We start from the raw sequence: 22,406 nt of genomic DNA on the forward strand, positions 1-22,406 counted from the left end.
ATAAACTATTGAAAGAAATCAGATTTTGCACTACATGTGACGAACATGGGTCAAGCAGTTTCTCGAATATCGCTTTCCGGAAAACACAACCCGTGCCGAGGCCCTGGCGAGTCTGACCTCCATTCTGAACTGGTCGGCAGAAGGGATGGTCCATTCCGAACTGGCGACCTCCTTTCCCAACCTGACCATTCGGCAAACCGAACGTCTGCGTGCCTGGTGTACGATCTTTCTCGATTATGAACATCAACGCTATGCTGCGGGTGTTGAATTTGATTATGGAGATTGTTCGGTCGGCAATATTCTTTTTACAGGTTGCTACCTGGCGGATGGAAAAAATTTCAACAGTGCGGCGGATCAATTTTCCCATTTATGCGATGTGCGTCATTGTCGGGTATTGAATGTAACCGATGGGGCCAACCTTGTCCTGACGGCACTCAAGGATAATGGGGATTTTCTGGCCAATGAAACGAGCATTGTGTCTCTGCAAACGAATGATGTGCCCATCCGGGAACTGTTTTTGCTGGACGATTATCTGCATCCGGACCAGATGCGCATCCTGGACGGTTTGGCACCCGACCAGAAGCGGGAATATTTGCATGATCTGGCCCGTTTGCCGCAACCCAACCCGGAAGCTTTGGTTGCCATTGCGGCGGCAGATTTGATCATTTATGGACCGGGCACCCAGCACTCCTCCCTCTTTCCCTCCTATCTGACCCGGGGCTTGATGGAAGCCATACGCGACAACACCAAGGCCGAAAAAGTGTTTGTGGCCAACATTCGGCGCGACCATGACATTCCCAATCAATCGGTCAATCATTTATTGTCTGCATTTCATTATTACATGTCGCGCCACGGCTTGTTGCAGGTGGACCTGAAAAATTTGATTTCCACCTTGTTCATCCAGAAACATGACCAGGACAACGTCAATCGGGAGTTGGATGCCGATTATGTCAAACCGGGCGACAATTTTGCCGATGTGACCTCCATCCAGGTCCGTGCCCTGGATTGGGAAACGGACCGTGGGCGTCATTATGGGGGGCAGCTCCTGGATGAACTCATGGCCATTGCCCAGTATCTGGTGGATATCAAAATCAAACCCTATCGCCACATGGTATCCATCATCGTGCCCATGCTCGATGAAGAACGCACCATCGGCAAGGTCGTTGCGCAACTGCTGACCCTGGATTTGAGTCGCTTCGGAGTGGCCAAGGAAATTTTGGTAGTTGATGGTGGTTCCAGGGATCATTCCGTGGCCGTGGTCAAAACCATGAAGAGCGTGCGCCTGTTTTTGCTCTCGCCGGGACAGTCTGGCCGTGGCGAAGCCCTGCGGTTGGGTCTGGCCAGGGCCAGGGGGGATGTCATTCTGTTCTTTCCCGCCGATCATGAATATTCGGTCAGCGATATTCCCTCGGTGGTGGAACCCATCATCAACAATCAATACAAGGCCGTATTTGGCAGTCGGGCCATCAAGTGCCTGAATACAGCCCAACATATTCGCCATATCTATGGTAACAATCGGCTTGGTTATTTTTTAAGTCGGTATGGGGGTTATTTGTTAAGTCTCGTTTCGCTGATTTTGACCAACCGTTATGTGACGGATCCCTTTACATCGTGCAAGTGTTTCGATGGGGCACTCTTGAAATCCTTGAATTTGGTTTCAAAAGGGGTCAACCTGGAGGGGGAGATTATTGCGAAACTGGGCAGGCACAAGGAATTCATTCTTGAGGTGCCGGTCAATTATGTGCCCAGGACGAAAAAAGAAGGCAAGAAAAATGGTGTTGTTGAAGGGATCAAGACATTATATGCTATTTTTTACCATCATTTTATGACGAAGTCCTGAACTGGGTCCATCATGCTCTTTATTTTCATCATTTCATGACAAAGTCCTGAATCGGATCCGTTTTGACTCGGCAATGTTTCCTTTGTTTGTCTTGAAACTGGTGGGGCGCGTACAGGCATGGAAATGTGGTTGCAATGAATGTGATTTGCAGGTAGAGTTTTGCGATCTACTCATGTTGGAGCAGGTTGAAATGTTCAACGAACAGAAAACAGCACAGATAGCGGCATTTTTTTTGGGTAAAACCCAGGAGAAGCGTATGCCTCATCTCAAGCTGACGAAGCTGTTGTATCTTGCCGACCGCGAAGCTGTGCGCGTGCTTGGTCTGTCAATGACCGGGGATCATCTGGTTGCAATGCCATATGGCCCGGTCCTGACCAAGACTTTGGATTTGATGCGTGGGTCAATCGAATCAGCACCCGGTGGATGGGATGACTTGATTTCTGGCATAGAAAATTACGAAGTGTCAGTACGCAAAAAACTCAATGTCCATGAAATGGATAAGTTGAGTCAGGCAGAAATTGACGTGCTTGAGTCTGTTTGGGAACAGTTCGGACAGATGGATCAATGGGAAATCAGTGAATGGACGCATCGAAATTGTTCGGAATGGGAAAACCCTCAAGGTTCCTCTTGGCCTATTTCTTATTATAGTGTGGCTCGTGCCGTCGGTTTTGATGATGAGTCTGCTATCGCAATTGCGGAACGTTTTGATGAACAACAATATATTGATAATTTTTTCTCTGCATTATGAGGTTGTTCATTCCATTTAAAAAAGCGACAGTTCTTGTTCCTTCTGGACCGAGGAATGACCCGGAGAAAAAACATCTTTTTATTGTTTTAACAGATCCGTTTGATTCTGGATTTGGAAAAAAATATGTGTTATTAGTTTCTGTTTCGAGCATTAAGAATAAGATCCCATATGATAAGACGTGTATTTTAAACCCTGGTGACCATTCTTTTATTAAACGTCGAAGTTTTATTTATTATGGACGGTCACGCATTGAAGATGCTATGGAACTAATTGATGGTGTTAAAGATAATAAACTCATTCCCTGTGAGCCGCTTGAGCAAAATATTTTTTCGTCTGTTTGTGAGGGTGTCTATAATTCTCCGCAAACTCCGCGTGGAATTATCGAATTCTATCGCATGACAATAGAGTCAGTCTCAGAAGATAATTATTTTTCTTAACGAAATTACGTCTATAAATCAAAATACCTTGGTTTAAAAAATAATGAACATGAACTTATTTAGGAAATATCATGCTAAACGATGTTGTGGCAATTAAAAGTCGTTCTAATAAAATGTTGCTCGCCTTTTGGCTTTGCTTTATCATTCCATTTGTGCAGCTTATTGATGTAGTCTTGAGTTTTAATGTATTGTCCAAGGGAATTTTCACCGATCAGTATCATGGCGGGGAATTTTTTGCTGCCCTTTCAACAATATTGTATGATAAAACAGGTCTATATCCGATTACAATTCATGGTGCGTTGGATTATATTCCAGGGTTGATTGCCGTAAAAATATTTGGTCCGAATAACTATCTTTTCGCAACGGGTATTTTTTATAATTTTTTGGATTTTTTATCTAAAATAGCGCTGATTGTTTTGGTGTTTGAACTGATCAAAAAAAAGCCGGTCAGTATCTTGCTGGCTCTAGGGCTGACCGTGGCCATCATGAATTTTTCAGGCTACAGAAGTTTATTCCTTGTTCTCGCTATTTATTTATTTTTTCTGATCCAGAATGAATATGGTCTTCGGACACGATTGTTTTTGGAAATTTGTTTCGGTCTTGTTTTGGCTTTTGGGGTGTTCTGGTCATTCAACAGGGGCTTGGCAGGTGTTGTATCTTTGGGGGTAGCGGCAGTATTGCATGCTTACCAGACACGACGTTATTTGGTGTCTATGGGTGTATTTTTTATTTCAATCATTTCCTTTGGATATATTTCTTCATATTTTTCGTTGGAAAATTATATAGAAAATATTAAAATATTGATCGATCTGGCAGACGGATATGTTTACACCGGAAAAGACTCTGCTGTGTTTTTCAAAATATTGATAGGTGTCCACTGTTTTTTGGTAGCAATTTTGCTGGTGTGGTCTGTAATTAAAGATAAATTTCAAATAGAACACTTGGCAAATTCCTTGATGATGATCGTATTGTTGTTGTTTATGTATAAAATAGTTTCAGACAAGGCGGACCGGGTGCATTTTGTCAGTGGTATGTTGGGTCCTGTCATTGCTGGGGCCTATTTTTATTCCAGAATTCAAATTGAAAAATATTATATTTTGCAGAAAATTACATCAGGATTGATGCTTGCCTATTTTCTGCTCATGAGTAGATATTCATGGTTTATTCCCTTCATGGGTAATCACACTGTGGATATTACATTTCCCAGGGAGCTTTCTGTGGCATTAATATTGTTGGGGGTGTTTTCATTTTTTCAAGTATTCAATCGTCTCATGAATACATATAAAATATATTGGCTGGCGTTGGGGTCTGTCCTGGTTTTGGGAATGTCGCGATTTATTTTAATATTGTTTGGATTATATAGTGGTCAATATCATTGGACAGATCGTTTCAGCACGTTGCCACCCAATGCAGAATCTGTCATGAAAGGGGTGCGTTGGGCATCCGGGGAGTTGCTGGAGAGTGGAACCTCGTGTCTGTTTGATTTTTCGAGCAATGGAACCATCAATGGTTTGTCGGGTTTGCCTAATTGTACACGATTCAGCACCCTGGTCTATGCGGCCCAGAGCCATGAAAAAGAAATTATCGCAACCATAAAAAAGAAAAAACCCAAGGCGGTTGTCTATTCTTCAACGCATTGGGCATTCAGAATTAATAATTTGTCAATGCATGTCAAATTTCCGGAATTGAATAATTTGTTTCTCAAAGAGTATACCGAAGAAAAATGCCAGCACGGTCTTTGTGTTCGATATTTGACAGAAAGTAACTATTCAGCCTCCGAATAATAAACGTTGGAAAAAAAATTTTCATGTCAAATCCCTTTTTGAAAGACTCTGAAAGGCTGTCTGATGACTTGTTAATTTCAAAAAAAGAATGAAAAACTGGGATGGAGGTCCAGGAGGAAGGGCTGTGCCCTTTCTCCTGGCGGGGTTTGGGGCGGAGCCCCAACAAAGTCTTTCATGTCAAATCCTTTTTTTGAAAAAATTTTGAAAAACTCTGAATGGTTACGGCAGAATTATCGCTGGTTACCAGCCGGGATCTGCCAGATAATTGCAGGTTTTGCAAACATCCGGAGGTTCGCTGGAGTTGTTGAGAAATTTTTTGCGCATGTTGACCAGGACGGGATGATTGTAGATCAGCTCAGGATCTGTACCATACAGATTGCTGTTGGGACCTTGCAAATTTTCATCGATGCCACAGCAAACGGCCACATCGCCCAGGGAATCACACCCTACCCGTTGCCACAATTGGGCACACAGCTTTTTGATGGATTTGGTCTGGACGGCCTTGGGCCAGAAGCAAAAACCCGGCAGCACGGACTCGATCTGTCGTTGCAACTCAGGATAGGCCGGATTGGTATCATCAATGATTTCATCGAGATTTTTATTGAAACCCATGGGACGGTAGAGCAGAAAGCGCGTACTCAGGCAGCCTGCATCACGCACGAAGCGCACCAACTCCAACACTTTTTCCGGATGGTTTTCAATTTCGCTGCGCAAAAGAACGTAGCTGGTATGGGTCGGAAAAATTTGATTGATTTCGGCAAGATTGGCTTCCAGTTTTTTTCTGTTCGTGTCATAGCAGGAGATACTGATGCGTGACACGCCGGCCTGTTTCAAATCGACAATACGTTCGCGTAATTTGATGCCGTTTGTGGTGACATTGACGATGTGGCCGCGCCTGGAGAGATAGGCGACAATCTGATCCAACTCTTTGGCCAGCAAGGGTTCACCGCCCAGCATATCCACCAGGAGTGCATTGGAAAAAAGGGGATTGTCAAAGATGACTTTCACTTTTTCCAGGGTTGCATCAGCGGCTTTTCTGTCAACCATGCCGTCTTTTAAAATTTTATTGACCTGACAATAACTGCAATCAAGATTGCAGCGTTTCGTGACAAATAATTGGGCAACCTGCGGTGTGTAGCGGGCAGTCTTGACGATGGCTTCTCGTTGGGAGATTTTGTATTTTAAATAATTCCAAACTTTTGGCGTGGTTTTGATGGGTGAAATATTTTTGGCTATCTCATAATAATAGGATAAATTGACCATAATGATTGTGTCCTTGGTTGCCGGTAGCATCCGATTGCAAATTGACAAGCAAATGACAGAATGGACGGAAGCCTGGGAGGAAGGGGTGTGCCCTTCCTCCTGGCAGGTTTTGGGGCGAAGCCCCAACAGAGACGAGATTCTTTCCAGAAAAGGACAGAGCTTCAAAGGCCGCACATACCGCCGCCACAGCCACCGGTGGGGCATGAGGGCATGGGGGCATGGCTTTCCTGTCCCATTTTTGTTGACCCCAGAACACCGCCGGTAGAAAAAATTTTGCGCAATTTGTCCTGACCACAACCAGGACAGCGGGTGGCGATGGGATCGGACATCGCGTGATTGATTTCAAATTTTCCGTTACAGGCGTCACATTTGTAGTCGTAGAGGGGCATGTTCATTTCTCCCTGCATGGGAAGCTGACGAAGAGGCTGTTTGGGAATGTTGGACAAGGTAACCAATTGGAATACGTATATATTTTGTAACTATTCAGCATCCCCATATAAAACGTTTGAAAAACTGGGATGGGGGTCCAGGGGGAAGGGCTGTGCCCTTCCCCCTGGCGGGGTTTGGGGCGGAGCCCCAACAAAGTCTTTTATATCAAATCCTTTTTTTGCAAGGGTTCTGAATAGATACTATATTTTAAAAAAGGATTGCAAGAGTGTGACGAAGTTGAGAGAGCCTCATTGCCGGGTAAACGCGGTCTGATGTGCTGAAAGCGAAGAGGAGGAAGGGGCGTGCCCTTCCTCCTGGATATTCACCTTGATTACTGCCGACGTATGGCCGGACAAATCAGGCTTTGACGCTGCGATCCACGCGCACGGTCATGGGCACGATCACATCGGGATGGAGACGGATCCGGCCTGCGTGTTCGCCCAGGGTACGAATGGGGCTTCCCAGTTCGATCAGGCTGCGCGAGACCTGGATCCCTTTTTCTTTCAGAAAGGCGGCAATGTCGGCATTGGTGACCGAGCCGAACAGTTTATCGGCGGCTCCTGCCGGGCGTTCCAGGACGAATTGCACCTCGGCAATGCGCGTGGCGAGTTCTTCGGCCTGTGCCCTGACCTCTTTTTGTCGCGCCTCGAAGGCGGCGCGTTCGGCTTCGAAGCGGGCGATATTGTCCCGTGTGGCGGGCAGGGCCTTGCCGCTGGGGATCAAAAAGTTGCGTCCGTAGCCATTTTTGACTTTGACGACATCGCCCAGATTGCCGTAGCGGCTGATTTTTTCCAGCAGAATGACTTCCATGAACCTTCACTCCCCGGAGGAGTTTTTCTCCTCCGTTCCATGCAGATATCGTTTGCGGAAATCGAACCAGTTATCGAGGAGTCCGAGTACCGTTACCAACAGAATGACCTGTATCCAGAGCAGGAGGATGACATAAAAAAACCCCTGCATAAAGGTGGACACGCCGTATTTGCGAAAACTCCACTGGACCACGGCCAACCCCTGGAACAGGGAGGGAATGGCGAGAAACAGGCCCAGGTTCAGACCCAGAAAGCGTCCATTGCCTGTCGAGAAGATGGCCAGGGTGGTGCTGATGATGAGCGGCCAGACCAGAAAAAAAGGTGCCCGGAAAGTGGTCAAATCTTCCTGGGCGGTCTGGAAGGGATCCTGGTTGCGCAGCAGCAGTTGGCGGGTAGCCAGCAGATTGCCGCTCAGGACCAGGAACCAGCCCCCCAACCCCAGGACCGGAAAAATCCGGGCCATGAGGTGGATCATTTGCTGCAACTCTTCCTTGAAGAGGGCCACATTGCGCGGATTCATGCCCTCGCTTTTGGTGATGGTGTTGAGCAGCAGTTCCCGGGTGGGTTCGATGCGGTGATCGAGCGAACGTTCCAGGGTGGTCACCATGTCGAAGTTGAGCAGACTGAGGATGGTGAGGACCAGGAACATCAAGACGGCAGCCATGAGAAAGGTCAGGATGAGACCCTGGCTGACCTTCCATCCCCTGTACAAAAGTCCGGCCAGCAGCAGCGGGATGCCGCAGAGAAACAGGTAGGCGATGCATGAACCCAGGACATTCCCGGTCAGCAGAGTGGCCAGGAAGAGGGGGATCGAACTGGCGAGCCAGCCGTAGCGTTCCCCCTGGCGCAGGGCGGTCAGGAGCAGGGGGAGCGGCACCAGGAGCTGCAAGGGTGCCAGCAGCGGCAAAAACAGAGGGCTTAACCAGCAAAAACCGGCCAGCAGTCCAGATCCACCCGGTGTAGCCAGGATCTTGTTCATTCACCAGCATGAACTCTTGTCAGACCAGGAAGGGCAGCAGGGCCAGGTTGCGTGCCCGTTTGATGGCTTTGGCCAGGGCGCGTTGGTGGGGGGCGCAGACCCCGGTGATACGGCTGGGAACCATTTTGCCTCTTTCGGTGATGAAGCGGAGCAGGAGCTTCGGGTCTTTGTAGTCGATACGCACGGTTTTATCGGCGCAGAACAGGCAGACCTTGCGCCGCCGGAAAAAGGGGCGCCGGAAGCGGCCACCTTCACCACCGGCTCCGGGAGCGCCCCCGGTGCCATTGTTGCCGCCATAGCCGGGCGCACCGCCGCCACCGCCTCCTGGCCGGGTGGAACGGGGGCGACGACCGGGGGGGGAGCCTGCTCCCCCGTCATGGTTGGAACTGCCATGAAAATCACTCTTTTCCATCATGAGGTATTTCCTTTATTGATTGATTCGCAACAGAATCCTGGACGGTGGCATGGGATGCCTGAGGTCTGGACTCGATACGTTGCGCGATAAGTTCGGTACGACCCCAGCGGGTTTTTCCTTCACGGATCCAGCGTCGCTGATTCAGCCGGCCTGCCACGCGCAGGTTGGCTCCCGGGGGGAGGTTCCGACACCATTCTGCCAGGGTTCCGACAGCCAGCACGGCGATACGCACCTCACACCGTTCCAGGGGCAGAAGATCGGTCACTGTGGAGCGATGTTCCAGCTCCAGGGTTGCCACCGGCCGTCCTGACGGGGTGAGACGCACTCCGACGGGTTCCAGAAGGACACCTTCCAGGATGGTTTGGTTTTCCGGGGCGACCGGGTCGGGCATGTGCTGCCCTACCGATCCTCGTCCTGGATGGCATTGCTGGGGATGCCGAGTTCTTCGTCGTCCCCGTCCAGGCCATCGTGATCCATATCCAGATCACGGTCGGCGAGGTCGCCTTCGATACCATCATCGCGACCTTCGCGGCGTGGATCTTCGTTGCCGGCTGCTGCCAGAGGCGATGCGGACAGGTAGGGTTTGGGAACGCTGACATTCTGAAATTTCAGGACGTCTTCATCGATTTTCAGGCGGGATTCGAGTTCTGCCACGAGCTGGCCGCCCCCTTCGAGGACGTGATAAACGTAGAACCCCTTGGTGTTTTTCTTGATCGGGTAGGCAAGTTGCCGCCGTCCCCAGAGTTCTGTTTTGAGGATTGTGCCCTTCTGGCTGGCGATGATATCACCAACCCGTTTGTTGACTTGTTCCACCTGTTCCGTGGCCAAGTCCGGGCGCAAGATGTAAATAGATTCGTAAAAAGCCACTGGCACCTCCTTTCGGCTGTCATCAAAGCCCCGGAGGTTGTTTCACTTCCGGAGCAAGGAGTCACATTGACATGGAAAAAAGCCATATTGACCGATCCGTCGCCAAATTTCCAGGAGATATTCCACCTCTTTTTCCAAAACATTTACCCGGGCTGTCCGGGGTTCATGTTTTTTTCACCACCCGGCACCCTGGTGTGAGTCAGGGGGGGCATGCCGGTTTCAATCTGGGGGATCATGTGGGGGATCGACCGGAGCGGGTGGTGGAGAACCGGCGGCGGCTCATGGAATTGTTGGGTGCGCCTGCCCAACGGCTTTGTTTGTTGCGGCAGGTGCATGGGGATCAGGTGTGTCTGCCGGCGGATGAGCCGCCCGAGGGGGATGCCCTGGTGACGGATGTTCCGGGTTGGGTGTTGGGTATCCTGGTGGCGGATTGTGCCCCGGTTCTCCTGGTTGATCCGCTGGCCCGGGTGATTGGGGCGGCCCATGCCGGTTGGCGGGGTGCGGTGGGTGGTGTGGTTCCGGCTTGTATGGCGGCCATGGAGCGGCTGGGTGCCCGGCGGCAGCGCATCGTCGCGGTGGTGGGACCGTGCATCGGGCCGACGGCCTTCATGGTGGGCCAGGATGTCTGGGAACGGTTTTTGCAGGTTCGGGATGACTATCAGGTCCATTTTACTGTGGCGTCTGAAAGCGGACGATTCCTGCTGGATTTGCCGGGTTTCTTAAGACGCCAAATGTGTGACGAAGGCCTTGTTCGAGACCGGATACATCATGTTGATTTGTGTACCTTCAGCCAGGAAAATTTGTTTTTCAGCCATCGGCGCTCTTCGCAGTGTGGGGAGGGGCCGTGTGGGCGGCAAATGGGGGGAATTTTTCTGGCACCATGAATTTTTTCTGCTCCAGATGATCTGGATGGTGCTATTGTTCTGGATGTTGCTGGTCAATGCGCCCTTTGCCTGGAGCCGGACCCCGAACATTGACCAGTTGATTCAGGAAGTGGCCTATGGGCAGGGGTTGGATCCGGTTTTGTTGCGGGCGGTGGTGGCTGTGGAGTCGGATTTCAATCCCCGTTCGGTCTCTTCCAAGGGGGCCATGGGATTGATGCAGCTCATGCCCGGTACGGCCCAGGACATGGGACTGAGAAATCCTTTCCATCCCGAACAGAATCTGCGCGCCGGTGCCCGTTACCTGAAATTGATGCTGGAGCGCTTTCCCACGCTCCCCATGGCCCTGGCTGCCTACAATGCCGGTCCGAGCAGCGTCGAAAATCATGGTGGAATACCTCCCTATCCGGAAACCCGGCAATATATTAAAAAGGTTCTTGAATTATATTGGAGAAATTCGCACACTCTACCGCAGGACAGGGGACTCCGCGCCGATCCGGACCGTCGTTCATACACGCACCTGACCATGAAAAGAGAGCAGGGACGCATGATCCTTTCGGATGGCATTCCGTTGCGTCCCGATGGTCCTTCGCTTGGCTCTGGTATTATCATTCGGCGTTCTGTTCCCGACCAGGCAGAGCGTCCTCCCATCCATCTGGCCAGCAACAATGATGATTCCCCCATGCGGCGCGATGGCGTTCGGCTGGTCTCTTCGGGTATATATGTGCATCAACGCCTGGATGACGATATTCCTGTCATTCGTCTGGAGCGGTTCAGACGGTGATGGCTGGAGCCTTGGTCCAGGTGGATCTTCCATTTTTTCTTGATGGCTGGAGCCTTGGTCCAGGTGGGTCCTTCATGTTCCCTTGTTGTGGCGTCGGGATTTTAGCGCATGATTCTCTCCACCCTTTCCCCTTCCGTCATTGCCGACCGGTTGCGCCGGGGGGAGTTTCAGAACTGCGAAGATCCCAATCTGAGAGGTGCCGAGGCGGCGTATTCTCTGTGTCAGGCAGCGGTGCTGGTTCCCCTGATCTTCAACCGGGATCATTGGGAGCTGCTGCTTATTCGGCGTACTCAACGGGTTTCCCATCACAAGGGGCAGATTGCCTTTCCGGGTGGCAAGTGGGAACCGGATGATGTCAGTTTTTTGGCGACTGCCCTGCGCGAAACACGGGAAGAGTTGGGGGTGGATCCGAACAGCATCCAGGTTCTGGGTCCTCTTCCCCAGCGTGTCACCCTTTCGACGGGTTTTCTGATTCATCCCTTTGTGGGGCAGCTCCAGCCGCCGCTCCTGTTGCAACCCGAAACGCGCGAAGTGGCCCTGGTACTGACCGTACCCCTGGATTTTTTTCTTGATCCTGCGTACCACGAAATCGCAACCGAGCCAGGATCAGATTTCGTTCAGCACCGCTTTTTTTATGGAGAACACACCATCTGGGGAGCGACAGCCAGTATTATCCAACGTTTTGTCGAACTGCTCGTCACCCCGGTCACCCCGGTCACCCCGGCTTTATCAACCGATCAACCAGGACGATAATACACGCCATGCGGATTTATTTGTTCATTGTTTTGGCATTGCTGGTGCTTGGGGCATTGATTCATGGTTGCGTTTTGCTGTGGCGGGGGTTTGTGCCGGGTTCTGCAATGGCTGGCCAGCCGGTTCCCGAATCCTGGTTTCAGGGGCGGTTCGGATTGTGGCTCTTGGCCATGATCCTGTGCCTGCTCGTGTTGCTGGGCATTGATCATGTCCTGGAGGTTCCGCACGAGCCACCACGCAACTATGAGCCACCTCACATGGAAAACGGCCAGATTGTTCCCGGACGTTTTAATTGACCCTGACGTGCCGCCCGCCATGCAAACGGCCAGATTGTTCCCGGACGTTTTATTGGCCCTGACGTGCCGCCCGCCATCGCTGATGCTGTTCCCGGAACAGATCCTCCATTTTTTCAATAACTTCCTTGTCAGGGGTTCCCAGGACTTTCTCCATGAGAATTTGTGAGGCTTTTTCCAGCAGGGAAAAGTCGGTCTCGATCATGGGATAGGTTTTTTTAAGACGTTTCAATGCCTTGACAGCACTTTCTCCCGCCGGGGCAGGTATATCCAGGGGTTCCACGGGCAGGGTCGGTTCCGGCTCCATGTTTTCCCGACTTTTTTCCAGCAAAAACTCGGCAAATTGCAGCAAGGTCTTGCGTTCCGGGGCAGCCAGGTGTTGCCAGATGGACACCAGGTGCCGATGGTTTGTTGCGGGTTCCATGCCTGTTCCCCTGTGTTTGTTGTTCCCTGCCAACTACAGCCACATGATAAAAAATTGTAAGCCATTTTAATCCGGAATGGCATGCATGTTGTTTATCTGGTGGCATGGGCGGTCCGCGTGCCTGGGGTCTGGCCGGTCTGGTCCGTCGCAACCTTTGCCCTTGTGATCGGGTTGTTCCATGAGTGGTTTTGTGGTCACGATGGATCGTCGTCGCCATCCCCGGCTGATCCTGGAATTGCCGATGCATTTACAATTCCTTGACGGCTTGCTGGTGGATGGGATAACCAGAAACGTCAGCCTTGATGGCATGTTTCTGGAAACATCGACTTTTTTCTCTTCCGTTATCGTGGGCGAGGAAGGGATTTTTGATATCCAGACGACCACGCGCACATCCAGTCTTCCCTTCGAGGTGATCCGCACGGATGCAACGGGATTGGGTCTTTTCATCCCACGCGACAATGGGATTTTTGCCTATGCTGTGTCCCTGGAAAGTCCACGGGAAATTCTCTCCCGCCTGACAGGTTGTTGAAACAGGGTATGGTGTCGGATGCGTGATTATTCTTTGTAAACGTTTTCATGATCTTGAAAGATGGTGACAGATGAGCGATGCGGTGTCTGGGCAGCCGGAGCGGGGGGATCGCCTTCGGCCTGGAGAATGGCCGGAAAGAGTCGTCGCCATCTGTTTTTATGGTCGAAGCGGTTCGGTCTTCCTGCAAAGCCTGTTGGACAGTCATCCGCGTTTGTTGTCCATACCGGGCAATCTGTACACTTATTTTGATGAATTCTGGGAAGAGAACAACAGGTTGGAGCGGGAAAAACTGGTTGCTTCCTTTTGTCAATATTACGCTTTCATGTTTGATGGGCGTAACAAGTGCAAGGCAGACAGTTCTGGAGAATTGGACAGGATGGGGGTCAACGAAGATCAGACTGTCGGCGTTGATCCGCTGGTTTATCTGGATCTGGTTTTCCGGTTTCTGGATATGGGCGGGAAAGTGACGCGCAAAAAACTGTTCCAGGCTGCCCACCTGGCCTATCACGCCGCCCTGGGACGCGCTCCCATCCAGAATCCGATTATTGTCTTTCAATTACACAATCCATCCGGAAAAAGGGCGGAAGGTTTGATCGAGGATTTCCCCGACACCATTTTTCTGCACATGATCCGGGAACCCCTGCAAACCCTGAATTCATTCTTCAAGCACACTTACGTGCATGAAAAGTATCGACCGAAATTCAAGACGTTTGCGTGGGTCTTGAGTACGATTCTTCTGGGCGGTACGCCGGCCAACAACGAGTACAAGGATCGCTCGCGGGCCGTCAGGCTGGAAGATTTGAAAGCCAATCCACGCTCGACCATGGAACGGGTCTGCCAATGGATTGGCATTCCCTGGGATGACATCCTGCTGCAAAGCACCATCAACGGCAAACAGTTCTGGTTTCCGACCACAGAGGGCAAACGACTGCAAGGATTTGAAAAAGACCATTTGCACCAGGACAATACGAAATATTTTACCTGGCTTGATCGATTCCGGTTGCATGTCATTCTGGCAGAAAAGCGGCGGCTCTGGGGTTATCCGACCGCACCATGGGCTTCCTGGAACTGGGTGCGATATCTGGTATTTTTTCTGTTGAGGTTTTCGTTTTTGACCGAACGACTCATGTGGCCCTATATCGATGCGGAAACACTCGATCCCTCGTTCGTCATTCGACAGATCCTTTGGATTGCCTGGCGGGATTTGTTCACCAAAGACCGCAAGGAAGTGACCCTGTTGGAGTTTTCCCCCAAACCGGGTTTCCAGCAAGCCTGGGAAAGAATATGCATTCTGATATGCAGCGGGATAGACGTGACCGCTGAAGGGAAGGATCTGGAGGATTCTGAATACCAGTTGCGCCATGCCCTGCAACGATTTCCACAGAGTCGGGAAATCTACACCTATCTGAGCATTCTCTTGACGCGGCAAAATCGTCCGAAAGAGGCCATGCAGGTTGTCGAAGAGGGGCTGCGGCACCACAAGGAGAGTTCCGATCTTTTCCTGGGGCGGGGCGATATTCATTTTCAGGAGAAGGAGTTTGCCAAAGCCGAGGCCGATTATCATCTGGCCCTGAAATACAGCCAGAGCATGAATGTCGAGGCCCTGGTTGGCCTGGGCGACCTTTGTATTCGCACCAATCGTCAGCCGGAAGGGTTGGAATTTTTGCGTGCCGCCGTCAGGTACGATGTCACCAAGGTACATGCCTGGGCAATGTTGGCCCTGGGGGCCGATCAGATTCAAAATCATGACCTGTGCCACCTCGGCAAGCGCATGCTGGCTGCCTTGCATCCCGGCCATCCGGCGATTGACTGGTTGAACAAGAAGAAATCGTCATGACCTCCCCGGACCCGGCATGCAGTTACGACGCCATACCCTACCCCGGGTCACCGGTTGCCGAGACCCATCCAGATCATCTGGCGGCGGTGGGGGCACTTTTTGGTTTGGATGTGCCACATCCCGAAAGGTGTCGTCTTTTGGAGTTGGGCTGCGCCAATGGTGCCAATCTCATTCCCATGGCCTGGCATCTGCCGGAGAGCCGGTTTGTGGGGGTCGATCTGTCGCCGGTCCAGGTGGCCCGGGGCGATGCCCTGGCCAGGGATCTGGGGTTAAGCAATCTGCACCTGCAAGTTGCCGATATACGCAATCTGCCGGAGTCGATGGGACCGTTTGATTACATCGTTGCCCATGGCATCTACTCCTGGGTCCCGGAGGAGGTGCAGGAGAAAATTCTCTCCCTCTGCGCGGCGTCACTCTCGCCACAGGGCGTGGCTTATATCAGCTTCAATACCCTGCCTGGATGGCGTTTGCGCGGCACGGTGCGTGACATTCTTCTCGACCAGACCCGGCATGGCAAAACGCCCCGGGAACGTCTGACCAAGGCCCTGACCACCCTGGAGTTTTTGCAGGAGGCCTATGCCGCCCTGGACACGCCCCTGACCCAGGCCCTGCTCCAGGAAGTGATCCGGCTGCGCCAGAGACCGCCTGGACATCTCTTCCATGAATATCTGGAAGAGTACAATACGCCCTGTCTGTTGCGTGATTTTATTGAAAAATCCCGCCAGCATGGCCTGGAATACGTGGCGGATTGTGATCTATCCCGCATGTTTCCCCACACCCTGGGCGAGCGGGGCGCGGCACTGTTCCAGAATATGAGCGAGCCACTGGAGGTGTGGCAACATCTCGATTTTTTGCACAATCGGGCTTTTCGGCAGGCCCTTTTTTGTCGGCAGGGAGTGACCATCTCCCGTGAACCGCTCCTTGAACGTCTGGAATCGCTTTATTATCATGCCCGGGTTGCCCCGGTGGGTTCCGTGGATCTGCGGCGTGCCAGGCCGGTACCGTTTGCCACGCCCGAGGGGGAACGTTTTTTTGTGCAACGCCCCATGACCCGGGCGGCCTTGCAGATGCTGGCGGATACCTATCCCCGTTCCTGGAGCTGGCCGGAGCTTGCCCAGGTGGCCTGGCAACGGATTGCGGCTTTTGGGTTGCATCAGGAGAGTGAGGGGCCGGAGTATTTTGGTGAGCTGGCTGCCTTGCTCCTGCGCGGGGCAGTTGGCATGTCGGTCAGGGCTTATGGCCAGGCAGCCGATTCCGTGCATCCCCAGGCCACTCCCCTGGCCCTGGCCCAGATTCGTCACCATTGGGACCATCTGGCGACGGTGCGCCACCAGGTCATGCCGGTAACCGAGTTTACGGCAGCCCTGTTGCCCCTCCTGGATGGGGTGAGCGACGAGGCGCAAATCCGGGATCGTCTGCTTCTCCGCATTCTCCAGGAACCTCATCTCCTGGATCCCCATGCTGCCTCGTGGAACGAAAAACGTCTGCTGCGTGCCCTGACGGAAAAGATTGCGGATCATCGATCCCTTTTTGCCCATCATGGTATACTTGTTGCTGCCGACTGAAATGATGACAAGGACCCGACAAATCCATGGCACGGATGCACCTTAAGCCCATGACACAATGATCAGGAAGTGGCCATGACGAAGCGAATGGAAGCGAACCCCAATTCATCCCGACTGGGTCTCAGGTACCAGGTGTATGGAATTGTTGGCACCTTGCTGCTGCTGTTGCTGGTCAACACCTTTCTGGGTCTCGGCAGTGGCGGAAAGAATTCCTCCCGGGATATGGATGTGGTTCGCCTCCTTCAGGACCTGAACCGGGGTGTGGGACGCCTGGAGAGTTTGCGTCTTCAGCAGTTGCTCATTCTGGAACAGGCTGTCAGCGGCTCCCGGGAAAGTGAACAGCGCGTCTGGTTCCTGGGTGTGGTCGAAAATGTCAATAAACAGACAGCTGCTCTGCAAACACTCTTGAAAAAATTGCGTACCTTGACCACCAACCCGGATGTGATCAGGGACAACCAACGCCTTGCCCAACATTTTGTCACCGTGGAAAAAGGGTTGCGGGATCTCTCCGAACGGGGAATACAGGTGCTGGACCGGGTACAGCAGAAAGATTTGGCTTCCGGTCGCAAGTTGTTGGAGGAGATCAGTCAGAATCATGGAATCAAATCCAAGGATTTGGAGCAGTCTTTCGTTTTCCTCGGATCGTTGGTCAATTTGCAGGTCGGTTCTCCACCTGCCGGCAGAGACAAAATAATCTGGTTGACTGGGTTGATTGTGATCCTGGCTCTGGTCATGGGGGTGGTTGCGGCCTGGTGGATTGTCTCCCGCCATGAGCGGGAAGTGCCAATCCATGCCGCCGGCGGCCAAATGCTGCCATTCCGTCCGGAAGAGGTTGCCCGAAAACCCCAGGGGCGGACGACATCCATGAACGGTTTGACGGATCGGCATCGGGATTTGGTCCAGGAAATCGAGGCCAAACTGATTCATTTGAGTGAGTTGGGCCAACCTCTGCAATCCCTTGCCAGTGATCTGGCGGCCCATGTGCAGGAGATGACCCATGGAGCCAAAAAGGCGATCTATGACTCCCGCGAAATGCGCACCAACATGTCCACCATCAATGCCTGGGCCGAAGAGTCCAACGAGCATATGCGCATTATTTCCAAGTCGGCGGAAGAGTCCAGCGCCAACATGCAATCCATCAACAAGGCCTCCGAAGATGCCAATACCGCCTTGAAAATGGTCGCCGAATCCTCCGATCAGGCCAGTGTCAGCATGAACTCCGTGCGGGATGCCGCCGAACGGACCAATCGCAATCTGAACGAAGTGGCCCGTTCCGTGGAGGAGTTGAATCGTTCCCTGATGGAAGTCCGCAAGCAGTGCGAAGCGGCAGACAAGGAGTCCGGTCAGGCCAGTCACAATGCCCAGAACAATTCCGAGGTGATGTCCAATCTGGCGAAAGCGGCCCAGGAAATCGGCAAGGTGATCGAACTGATCAACGAAATTGCCGACCAGACCAACATGCTGGCCTTGAATGCCTCCATCGAAGCCGCCGGGGCCGGAGATGCCGGCAAGGGGTTTGCGGTGGTGGCCAATGAAGTCAAGGAATTGGCACGTCAAACCACCGATGCCATCCGTCTGGTGGGAGACAGTGTGGACGAAATCCAGGAAAAAACCGCCGAAGCCACCAAGGCCGCCCATGAAATGGCGCTCAACATTGAGCGCATCAGCCAGTCCAATCGCGAAATCCTTCATACCGTGGACAGCCAGAGCAACAACATCCAGGCCGTGGCTAAATCCATGGAAGCCGTGGCCATGGAAAACAGCGAAGTCACCCGCCTGGTGGCCGAATCAAGCGGCGGCATCTCCGAAATGAGTCGCAATGTCAACGAAATCTCCGAAGGTATCGCCGAAGTGACCCGCAATGTGACCGAGGCCACCGAAGGAATCCACCGCATGGCGACCGGCGTCGGCGAAATCGCCCGCGGCAACATCGAAAATTCACAGAATGTGGGCGATGCGGCCAGCTCCACCACCGGTGTCATCAGCAGCATGGAGCATGTCAATGCCACTGCGGAAAAGATTGGTGAAATGGGTACCGGCATCAGTACCCTGGCCGAAGGATTGAACAAAAGCATCCACGAGTTGCACGAAGTGCTGAACGAAATGCGGAGTTGAACGCGAGACGTCGCGGAAAATTGCCCGGTTCCAATATGCCGGTATTGCATTGTTCGGCGAGATGGGGTAGTAAGTGTGGACCAAACCACCCCTGTAACCGAATGAGGAACCTGAAGGCATGTCACCTGACTTGGCACGCGCACGAAAGAACATGGTGCAATCCCAGGTGCTTCCCAATCGGGTGACCAATCCCGATTTGTTGGCGCTCCTGGGTTCGATCCCGAGAGAACGGTTTTTCGATGCCGCATATCGGGAATTTGCCTATTCGGATTATCCGATCCCACTGGGTTGGTCCGGGCGTTGCTGTCTGCTTCCTCTCCAAATCGCCTGGTTGATTCAGGCCCTGGAGTGTGGCAAGGGCGACAAGGTGCTTGTGGTCGGGGCTGGCACCGGCTATGAAGCGGCTCTCCTTGCCGGAATGGGGGCGCAGGTCTGTGCCCTGGAATCCGATCCGGTCCTGGCCGCCCAGGGTCAGGAGGCTACCGCCGGGACAGAAGTTGCCTGGCGTGTCCAGGAATACCAGTCCGGCTGGCCCGAAGAGGCTCCCTTCAGGGGTATTCTCTTCTGTGGCGCGGTCCATGAAGTTCCCGCCTCCTGCCGACAACAATTGGCGCGTGATGGCAACCTGGTTGCCATCGTCGGCCCGTCCCGGGCACCCGTCATGCATGCCAAACGATTCTCGGGAAGTGGTGGCCCAGAGGAATTTCTCTTTGAAACCGTCACGACGTCGCTGCCTGGGCTGGAGTGTTCCTCCACGTTCCAGATTTGACGCCTGCCTCTCATTACGGAAACTGACAATGAGCCAATTGCGTTGTTTGCTGGTCGGGTTTGCCGCCTGTTTTCTGGTGGCTTTTGCCTCGGAGCGTGCCGTTGCCGCAGACGCCTCGCCCACACCAGAACCCGTGCCCGAACAGGAGTATCTCCACTTTGGCAACATGGGTGGCCTCCTGCCCTCTCTCGATCTGGGTGATATCAAGGACTCTGAATCTCCCGGGGCCAAAGCGTCACTCAAGTATTGTGGTCAATGCCATAACCATCCCGGTCCGGGCATGCACACCCATGAAGAGTGGAACCAGGTATTTTGGCGGATGATGTGGCGCATGCAGATCATGCGGGCGCAATTCAAGAATTTTCTGGTCCCGCACTATGGCGAAAGCCAGATCATGTTTGCCTATTTCGTTGCCAATTCTCTCAAAAGTATCAAGGCGAATGAAGTTCCCATGCAGGAAGCGGGTGCCGTTGACTTCGTGAAAATCTGCAACCAGTGCCATCAGTTGCCATCCCCGGCCCAACACGAGGTCAAGGATTGGCGCGAGGTGGTGCAACGTATGAAAAACCACATGAAAAGCATGGGAAGAGTCTATCCCACCCAGGAAGAGTCGGACCGCATCATCGCCTTTTTGAAGTCACAGAGTGGCAAAAAATAAGGTGGATCACCCGGATATCAGGGTCAGCATCTCCCGGATCCGATTGGTGAAAGTGTGGTTCCTGGCAACGTTTTCCTGTCCGTGTCGGGCGATTTTCTCTCTGGCCAGCGGGTGGTTTTCGTAGAAACGGATTTTGTCGAGGAGTTCCTCGACCGTGGCGTAAGTCTCCAGATCAATCCCCTCCTGAAATATTTCGGAGAGGGTCGTCTGGCGGTTGGCAAGCAGGAATCCCCGGGCCGCAAGAACGTTGAACAGGCGGTCACTCAGGCCATCCAGGGCATATATTCTGGTGAGGGAAAGATTGATGCGACTGGCGGCAAAAACCTTTCCGGAAGTGCGCAAGGGGAGTGCGCCCCGGTAATGGACGTTGGGAAGTTCGGCTTGCTGCCAATCCGGAGGACCGAAAGCCTCCAGATGCGGAATGGCCTGGAAAAAATGTCGCCTTTGCTTGAAGGCGGCTTCCTTGGTCAGAAGAAGCGTCAAATCATCTGGTTGCAGACCTGATACCTGAAGAATGTTCCCTTTTTGTCCATACGCCCTGGCGACCAGCTCCGGCAGAATGTAGCGAAACTCTTTGGAGGCTGCATTCTGTTGTTGGAGAATGGCGTCGCAGGCTGCCAGCATGTGTTCGAACAGGGGTGTCTGGTCGGGGGATTCCTGGTTGAGTTTCATCCGGGCCAATTCTGCGGAGCGGCGATAATAGTTGTTTTCGCCCATTTCAATCGTGCCGACAAAACTGACACCGTAGGGTTGTTCTGCCACCTGAGGAGCGACCGGTTCGATGTTGCAGGCATTGGGAAGGTATTTGGCCTTGACGCCCAGTGCGGCCAGTTTTTCGGCATCATCGCGATATGTCAGGAATATGAAATCGGTCTTGTTGTACAGGTCTGTTTGAAAGTATTTATTATTAAGGCATTTATCGACCACCCAATGCAGAACCGGGATGCTTTTTGCCGCCCCGATGCGGGAGACAACGATTGAAAACATCGGGTGATTCAGGATGAAGTCGGGGCGGAAACGGTCTATGGCCAGTAAAATATTTTCACTGTCTGCAACGGATTCACAATATTCCGTGACCGCATGGATGCCATTGTCGGTACAGGCCTTGCGGAGGTCGTCATAATAATCAAACCGACGCAGTTTGATGATCAGGCAGCGCATGGGATCGACTCTGTTTTATTATATACGAGAAACTTGGCCTTGATCATCGTTTCGGCCATTCTGTAATTGGGGTCCAGGGGGCTGGCTCCCTGGCAGGTCCAGGACAGAGTCCTGGCGGGGTATGGGGCGGAGCCCCATGCTGTTTTTTTACGCCCCCCTTTTCCCAGGATTTTTTTGCGCTGTTTGCAAAAAAATCCCAGGGGGCGGGCCATGGTCTGACTCTTGGCGCGTTGTTCAGCGCCAAGAGTCAGACGTATTGCAGGTTTTTCGAGAAAACACTCACCGTGGCCGAATGGATGATCATGGCCTCTTTTTCAAACTGCCTTTCCTTAAACTGCACTTTTCAAGGGAGCAGCGGTTCAAACCAGGGTCGGCACCGGAAAACCGATTTCACGCAGGGCGACCAGGATGATGCGCACCACCCGTTCGGGTTCGAAAAAGTCCGTATTGATGGTCAGATCGTAGTAGGCCCGGGGGTTTGGGTATTTGCTGGCAATTTTTTCGACAAATTTGTCCCGGTCGCGATTTTTTTCAATGATTATTTTTTCGGCTTTGCGTTCCTTGATTTCGAGGCGTTTGGCCACCCGTTTGGTACACATGTCCAGGGAGCCTTCGATGCGGACCCGGAGGGTGGGTCGATTGGTGGGGATCACAAGGTGTGCCCCGCGGCCGACAATCACCCCGCCCGAGGAGCTGATGCCCAGGATCACCTTGACCATGTAGCGGAAAAAATTGCTGTTGGCACTTCCCTTGTCCACGAAAAAGCCCTGGATGATGTCATCCATGGCGGTGGTGGCACGTTCGTCGAGTTGTTCCATGATGTGGGCGTTGCCTTTGGCCTCTTTGACCACGGCCTTGAGGAGTTCCCGATCATAGAGTTGGACCCCCAGGGTTTCGGCCAACAGATTGGCAATCGCACTGCCGTTGGCACCATACATGCGGGAGATGGTCACCAGGGGTTTGGCCAGGACCCCGACATCGGTTTTCTGGGGAGGCTGGTATTGATTGGCAGAGAGAATGGAGTGAATCACGTCCATGGTGTCTTTGGCCATTAGGCGATCTCCTC

Annotated in this window: 24 protein-coding genes; 14 read left to right on the plus strand and 10 right to left on the minus strand. The window is 52.5% G+C overall.

Features of this window, described 5'->3' with window-relative positions; translation table 11 throughout:
* The first annotated feature begins 145 nt into the window (after nt 1-145).
* The 4 genes from HQL65_09905 to HQL65_09920 all read left to right on the plus strand — a co-directional run bounded on the left by HQL65_09905 (nt 146) and on the right by HQL65_09920 (nt 4,809).
* Entirely contained in the window at nt 146-1,840 is a 1,695-nt protein-coding gene (locus tag HQL65_09905; GenBank protein MBF0136542.1) for a glycosyltransferase, read from the plus strand.
* Nucleotides 1,841-2,030: 190 nt separating this feature from the next.
* On the plus strand, nt 2,031-2,588 hold the full coding sequence (locus HQL65_09910; protein MBF0136543.1) for a SocA family protein: 558 nt from the start codon (nt 2,031-2,033) through the stop codon (nt 2,586-2,588).
* A 2-nt stretch (nt 2,589-2,590) separates the two neighbouring features.
* A complete protein-coding gene (locus tag HQL65_09915; GenBank protein MBF0136544.1) occupies nt 2,591-3,025 on the plus strand; it encodes a hypothetical protein in 435 nt (144 codons plus the stop codon).
* Between the two features lie 71 nt (nt 3,026-3,096).
* Complete coding sequence (locus tag HQL65_09920) at nt 3,097-4,809, plus strand: hypothetical protein (protein ID MBF0136545.1); 1,713 nt, start codon at nt 3,097-3,099, stop codon at nt 4,807-4,809.
* 240 nt (nt 4,810-5,049) lie between these two features.
* Here HQL65_09920 and HQL65_09925 read toward each other — a convergent pair whose 3' ends face one another.
* The 7 genes from HQL65_09925 to rpsF form a co-directional block, all read right to left on the minus strand.
* Nucleotides 5,050-6,072 carry a radical SAM protein gene (locus tag HQL65_09925; protein MBF0136546.1) on the minus strand — a complete coding sequence of 341 codons (1,023 nt, stop codon included), beginning with the start codon at nt 6,070-6,072 and terminating at the stop codon, nt 5,050-5,052.
* A gap of 161 nt (nt 6,073-6,233) precedes the next feature.
* Nucleotides 6,234-6,461 (minus strand): zinc ribbon domain-containing protein, encoded by a 228-nt coding sequence (locus tag HQL65_09930; protein ID MBF0136547.1) that lies wholly within the window; start codon nt 6,459-6,461, stop codon nt 6,234-6,236.
* A 397-nt stretch (nt 6,462-6,858) separates the two neighbouring features.
* A complete protein-coding gene (locus HQL65_09935) occupies nt 6,859-7,311 on the minus strand; it encodes a 50S ribosomal protein L9 (protein MBF0136548.1) in 453 nt (150 codons plus the stop codon).
* A 6-nt stretch (nt 7,312-7,317) separates the two neighbouring features.
* Entirely contained in the window at nt 7,318-8,289 is a 972-nt protein-coding gene (locus tag HQL65_09940; GenBank protein MBF0136549.1) for a DUF2232 domain-containing protein, read from the minus strand.
* Between the two features lie 19 nt (nt 8,290-8,308).
* The gene (locus HQL65_09945; GenBank protein MBF0136550.1) at nt 8,309-8,701 is read right to left on the minus strand and encodes a 30S ribosomal protein S18; all 393 of its coding nucleotides are present in this window, start codon (nt 8,699-8,701) and stop codon (nt 8,309-8,311) included.
* Complete coding sequence (locus HQL65_09950) at nt 8,688-9,095, minus strand: single-stranded DNA-binding protein (GenBank protein MBF0136551.1); 408 nt, start codon at nt 9,093-9,095, stop codon at nt 8,688-8,690. Before HQL65_09950 ends, HQL65_09945 begins: the two co-directional genes overlap by 14 nt.
* A gap of 8 nt (nt 9,096-9,103) precedes the next feature.
* Entirely contained in the window at nt 9,104-9,571 is a 468-nt protein-coding gene (gene rpsF / locus HQL65_09955) for a 30S ribosomal protein S6 (GenBank protein ID MBF0136552.1), read from the minus strand.
* Between the two features lie 71 nt (nt 9,572-9,642).
* Here rpsF and pgeF point away from each other — a divergent pair, with 71 nt between their 5' ends.
* From pgeF to HQL65_09975, 4 genes are all read left to right on the plus strand, one after another.
* Entirely contained in the window at nt 9,643-10,455 is an 813-nt protein-coding gene (pgeF, locus tag HQL65_09960; GenBank protein ID MBF0136553.1) for a peptidoglycan editing factor PgeF, read from the plus strand.
* Nucleotides 10,456-10,471: 16 nt separating this feature from the next.
* On the plus strand, nt 10,472-11,236 hold the full coding sequence (locus HQL65_09965) for a lytic transglycosylase domain-containing protein (protein ID MBF0136554.1): 765 nt from the start codon (nt 10,472-10,474) through the stop codon (nt 11,234-11,236).
* A gap of 108 nt (nt 11,237-11,344) precedes the next feature.
* Nucleotides 11,345-11,989: a CoA pyrophosphatase gene (locus HQL65_09970; protein ID MBF0136555.1), complete on the plus strand. Its 645-nt coding sequence runs from the start codon at nt 11,345-11,347 to the stop codon at nt 11,987-11,989.
* Between the two features lie 8 nt (nt 11,990-11,997).
* Nucleotides 11,998-12,285, plus strand: a complete 288-nt coding sequence (locus HQL65_09975) for a hypothetical protein (GenBank protein MBF0136556.1) — start codon at nt 11,998-12,000, stop codon at nt 12,283-12,285.
* A gap of 49 nt (nt 12,286-12,334) precedes the next feature.
* Here HQL65_09975 and HQL65_09980 read toward each other — a convergent pair whose 3' ends face one another.
* Nucleotides 12,335-12,706, minus strand: a complete 372-nt coding sequence (locus tag HQL65_09980; protein ID MBF0136557.1) for a hypothetical protein — start codon at nt 12,704-12,706, stop codon at nt 12,335-12,337.
* A gap of 178 nt (nt 12,707-12,884) precedes the next feature.
* Here HQL65_09980 and HQL65_09985 point away from each other — a divergent pair, with 178 nt between their 5' ends.
* The 6 genes from HQL65_09985 (at nt 12,885) to HQL65_10010 (ending at nt 20,179) form a co-directional block, all read left to right on the plus strand.
* Nucleotides 12,885-13,235, plus strand: a complete 351-nt coding sequence (locus tag HQL65_09985) for a PilZ domain-containing protein (protein ID MBF0136558.1) — start codon at nt 12,885-12,887, stop codon at nt 13,233-13,235.
* A 70-nt stretch (nt 13,236-13,305) separates the two neighbouring features.
* The gene (locus HQL65_09990; protein ID MBF0136559.1) at nt 13,306-15,072 is read left to right on the plus strand and encodes a sulfotransferase; all 1,767 of its coding nucleotides are present in this window, start codon (nt 13,306-13,308) and stop codon (nt 15,070-15,072) included.
* Nucleotides 15,069-16,637 (plus strand): class I SAM-dependent methyltransferase, encoded by a 1,569-nt coding sequence (locus HQL65_09995; protein ID MBF0136560.1) that lies wholly within the window; start codon nt 15,069-15,071, stop codon nt 16,635-16,637. Before HQL65_09990 ends, HQL65_09995 begins: the two co-directional genes overlap by 4 nt.
* A gap of 75 nt (nt 16,638-16,712) precedes the next feature.
* The gene (locus tag HQL65_10000) at nt 16,713-18,752 is read left to right on the plus strand and encodes a hypothetical protein (protein MBF0136561.1); all 2,040 of its coding nucleotides are present in this window, start codon (nt 16,713-16,715) and stop codon (nt 18,750-18,752) included.
* 118 nt (nt 18,753-18,870) lie between these two features.
* Nucleotides 18,871-19,521: a protein-L-isoaspartate O-methyltransferase gene (locus tag HQL65_10005; GenBank protein ID MBF0136562.1), complete on the plus strand. Its 651-nt coding sequence runs from the start codon at nt 18,871-18,873 to the stop codon at nt 19,519-19,521.
* A gap of 28 nt (nt 19,522-19,549) precedes the next feature.
* Complete coding sequence (locus tag HQL65_10010) at nt 19,550-20,179, plus strand: hypothetical protein (GenBank protein ID MBF0136563.1); 630 nt, start codon at nt 19,550-19,552, stop codon at nt 20,177-20,179.
* A 6-nt stretch (nt 20,180-20,185) separates the two neighbouring features.
* Here HQL65_10010 and HQL65_10015 read toward each other — a convergent pair whose 3' ends face one another.
* Entirely contained in the window at nt 20,186-21,340 is a 1,155-nt protein-coding gene (locus tag HQL65_10015; GenBank protein ID MBF0136564.1) for a glycosyltransferase, read from the minus strand.
* 359 nt (nt 21,341-21,699) lie between these two features.
* Nucleotides 21,700-22,392, minus strand: coding sequence for a cytidylate kinase-like family protein (locus tag HQL65_10020; GenBank protein MBF0136565.1), 693 nt, complete (start codon nt 22,390-22,392; stop codon nt 21,700-21,702).
* Nucleotides 22,393-22,406 lie beyond the last annotated feature (14 nt).

It is taken from the genome of Magnetococcales bacterium (assembly GCA_015228935.1).
Lineage (GTDB): Bacteria > Pseudomonadota > Magnetococcia > Magnetococcales > DC0425bin3 > HA3dbin3.

Bases quoted from the DNA above. Each gene is read 5' to 3' on its own strand.
- HQL65_10020 (MBF0136565.1), bottom strand. From the start codon at position 22,392: ATGGCCAAAGACACCATGGACGTGATTCACTCCATTCTCTCTGCCAAT.
- HQL65_09925 (MBF0136546.1), bottom strand. From the start codon at position 6,072: ATGGTCAATTTATCCTATTATTATGAGATAGCCAAAAATATTTCACCC.
- pgeF (MBF0136553.1), top strand. From the start codon at position 9,643: ATGGAAAAAAGCCATATTGACCGATCCGTCGCCAAATTTCCAGGAGAT.
- HQL65_10005 (MBF0136562.1), top strand. From the start codon at position 18,871: ATGTCACCTGACTTGGCACGCGCACGAAAGAACATGGTGCAATCCCAG.
- HQL65_09920 (MBF0136545.1), top strand. From the start codon at position 3,097: ATGCTAAACGATGTTGTGGCAATTAAAAGTCGTTCTAATAAAATGTTG.
- HQL65_09930 (MBF0136547.1), bottom strand. From the start codon at position 6,461: ATGCCCCTCTACGACTACAAATGTGACGCCTGTAACGGAAAATTTGAA.
- HQL65_09980 (MBF0136557.1), bottom strand. From the start codon at position 12,706: ATGGAACCCGCAACAAACCATCGGCACCTGGTGTCCATCTGGCAACAC.
- HQL65_09940 (MBF0136549.1), bottom strand. From the start codon at position 8,289: ATGAACAAGATCCTGGCTACACCGGGTGGATCTGGACTGCTGGCCGGT.
- HQL65_09905 (MBF0136542.1), top strand. From the start codon at position 146: ATGGTCCATTCCGAACTGGCGACCTCCTTTCCCAACCTGACCATTCGG.
- HQL65_10015 (MBF0136564.1), bottom strand. From the start codon at position 21,340: ATGCGCTGCCTGATCATCAAACTGCGTCGGTTTGATTATTATGACGAC.
- HQL65_10000 (MBF0136561.1), top strand. From the start codon at position 16,713: ATGACGAAGCGAATGGAAGCGAACCCCAATTCATCCCGACTGGGTCTC.
- HQL65_09950 (MBF0136551.1), bottom strand. From the start codon at position 9,095: ATGCCCGACCCGGTCGCCCCGGAAAACCAAACCATCCTGGAAGGTGTC.
- HQL65_10010 (MBF0136563.1), top strand. From the start codon at position 19,550: ATGAGCCAATTGCGTTGTTTGCTGGTCGGGTTTGCCGCCTGTTTTCTG.
- HQL65_09935 (MBF0136548.1), bottom strand. From the start codon at position 7,311: ATGGAAGTCATTCTGCTGGAAAAAATCAGCCGCTACGGCAATCTGGGC.
- HQL65_09975 (MBF0136556.1), top strand. From the start codon at position 11,998: ATGCGGATTTATTTGTTCATTGTTTTGGCATTGCTGGTGCTTGGGGCA.
- HQL65_09910 (MBF0136543.1), top strand. From the start codon at position 2,031: ATGTTCAACGAACAGAAAACAGCACAGATAGCGGCATTTTTTTTGGGT.
- HQL65_09990 (MBF0136559.1), top strand. From the start codon at position 13,306: ATGAGCGATGCGGTGTCTGGGCAGCCGGAGCGGGGGGATCGCCTTCGG.
- HQL65_09995 (MBF0136560.1), top strand. From the start codon at position 15,069: ATGACCTCCCCGGACCCGGCATGCAGTTACGACGCCATACCCTACCCC.
- HQL65_09985 (MBF0136558.1), top strand. From the start codon at position 12,885: ATGAGTGGTTTTGTGGTCACGATGGATCGTCGTCGCCATCCCCGGCTG.
- HQL65_09945 (MBF0136550.1), bottom strand. From the start codon at position 8,701: ATGGAAAAGAGTGATTTTCATGGCAGTTCCAACCATGACGGGGGAGCA.
- HQL65_09970 (MBF0136555.1), top strand. From the start codon at position 11,345: ATGATTCTCTCCACCCTTTCCCCTTCCGTCATTGCCGACCGGTTGCGC.
- HQL65_09965 (MBF0136554.1), top strand. From the start codon at position 10,472: ATGATCTGGATGGTGCTATTGTTCTGGATGTTGCTGGTCAATGCGCCC.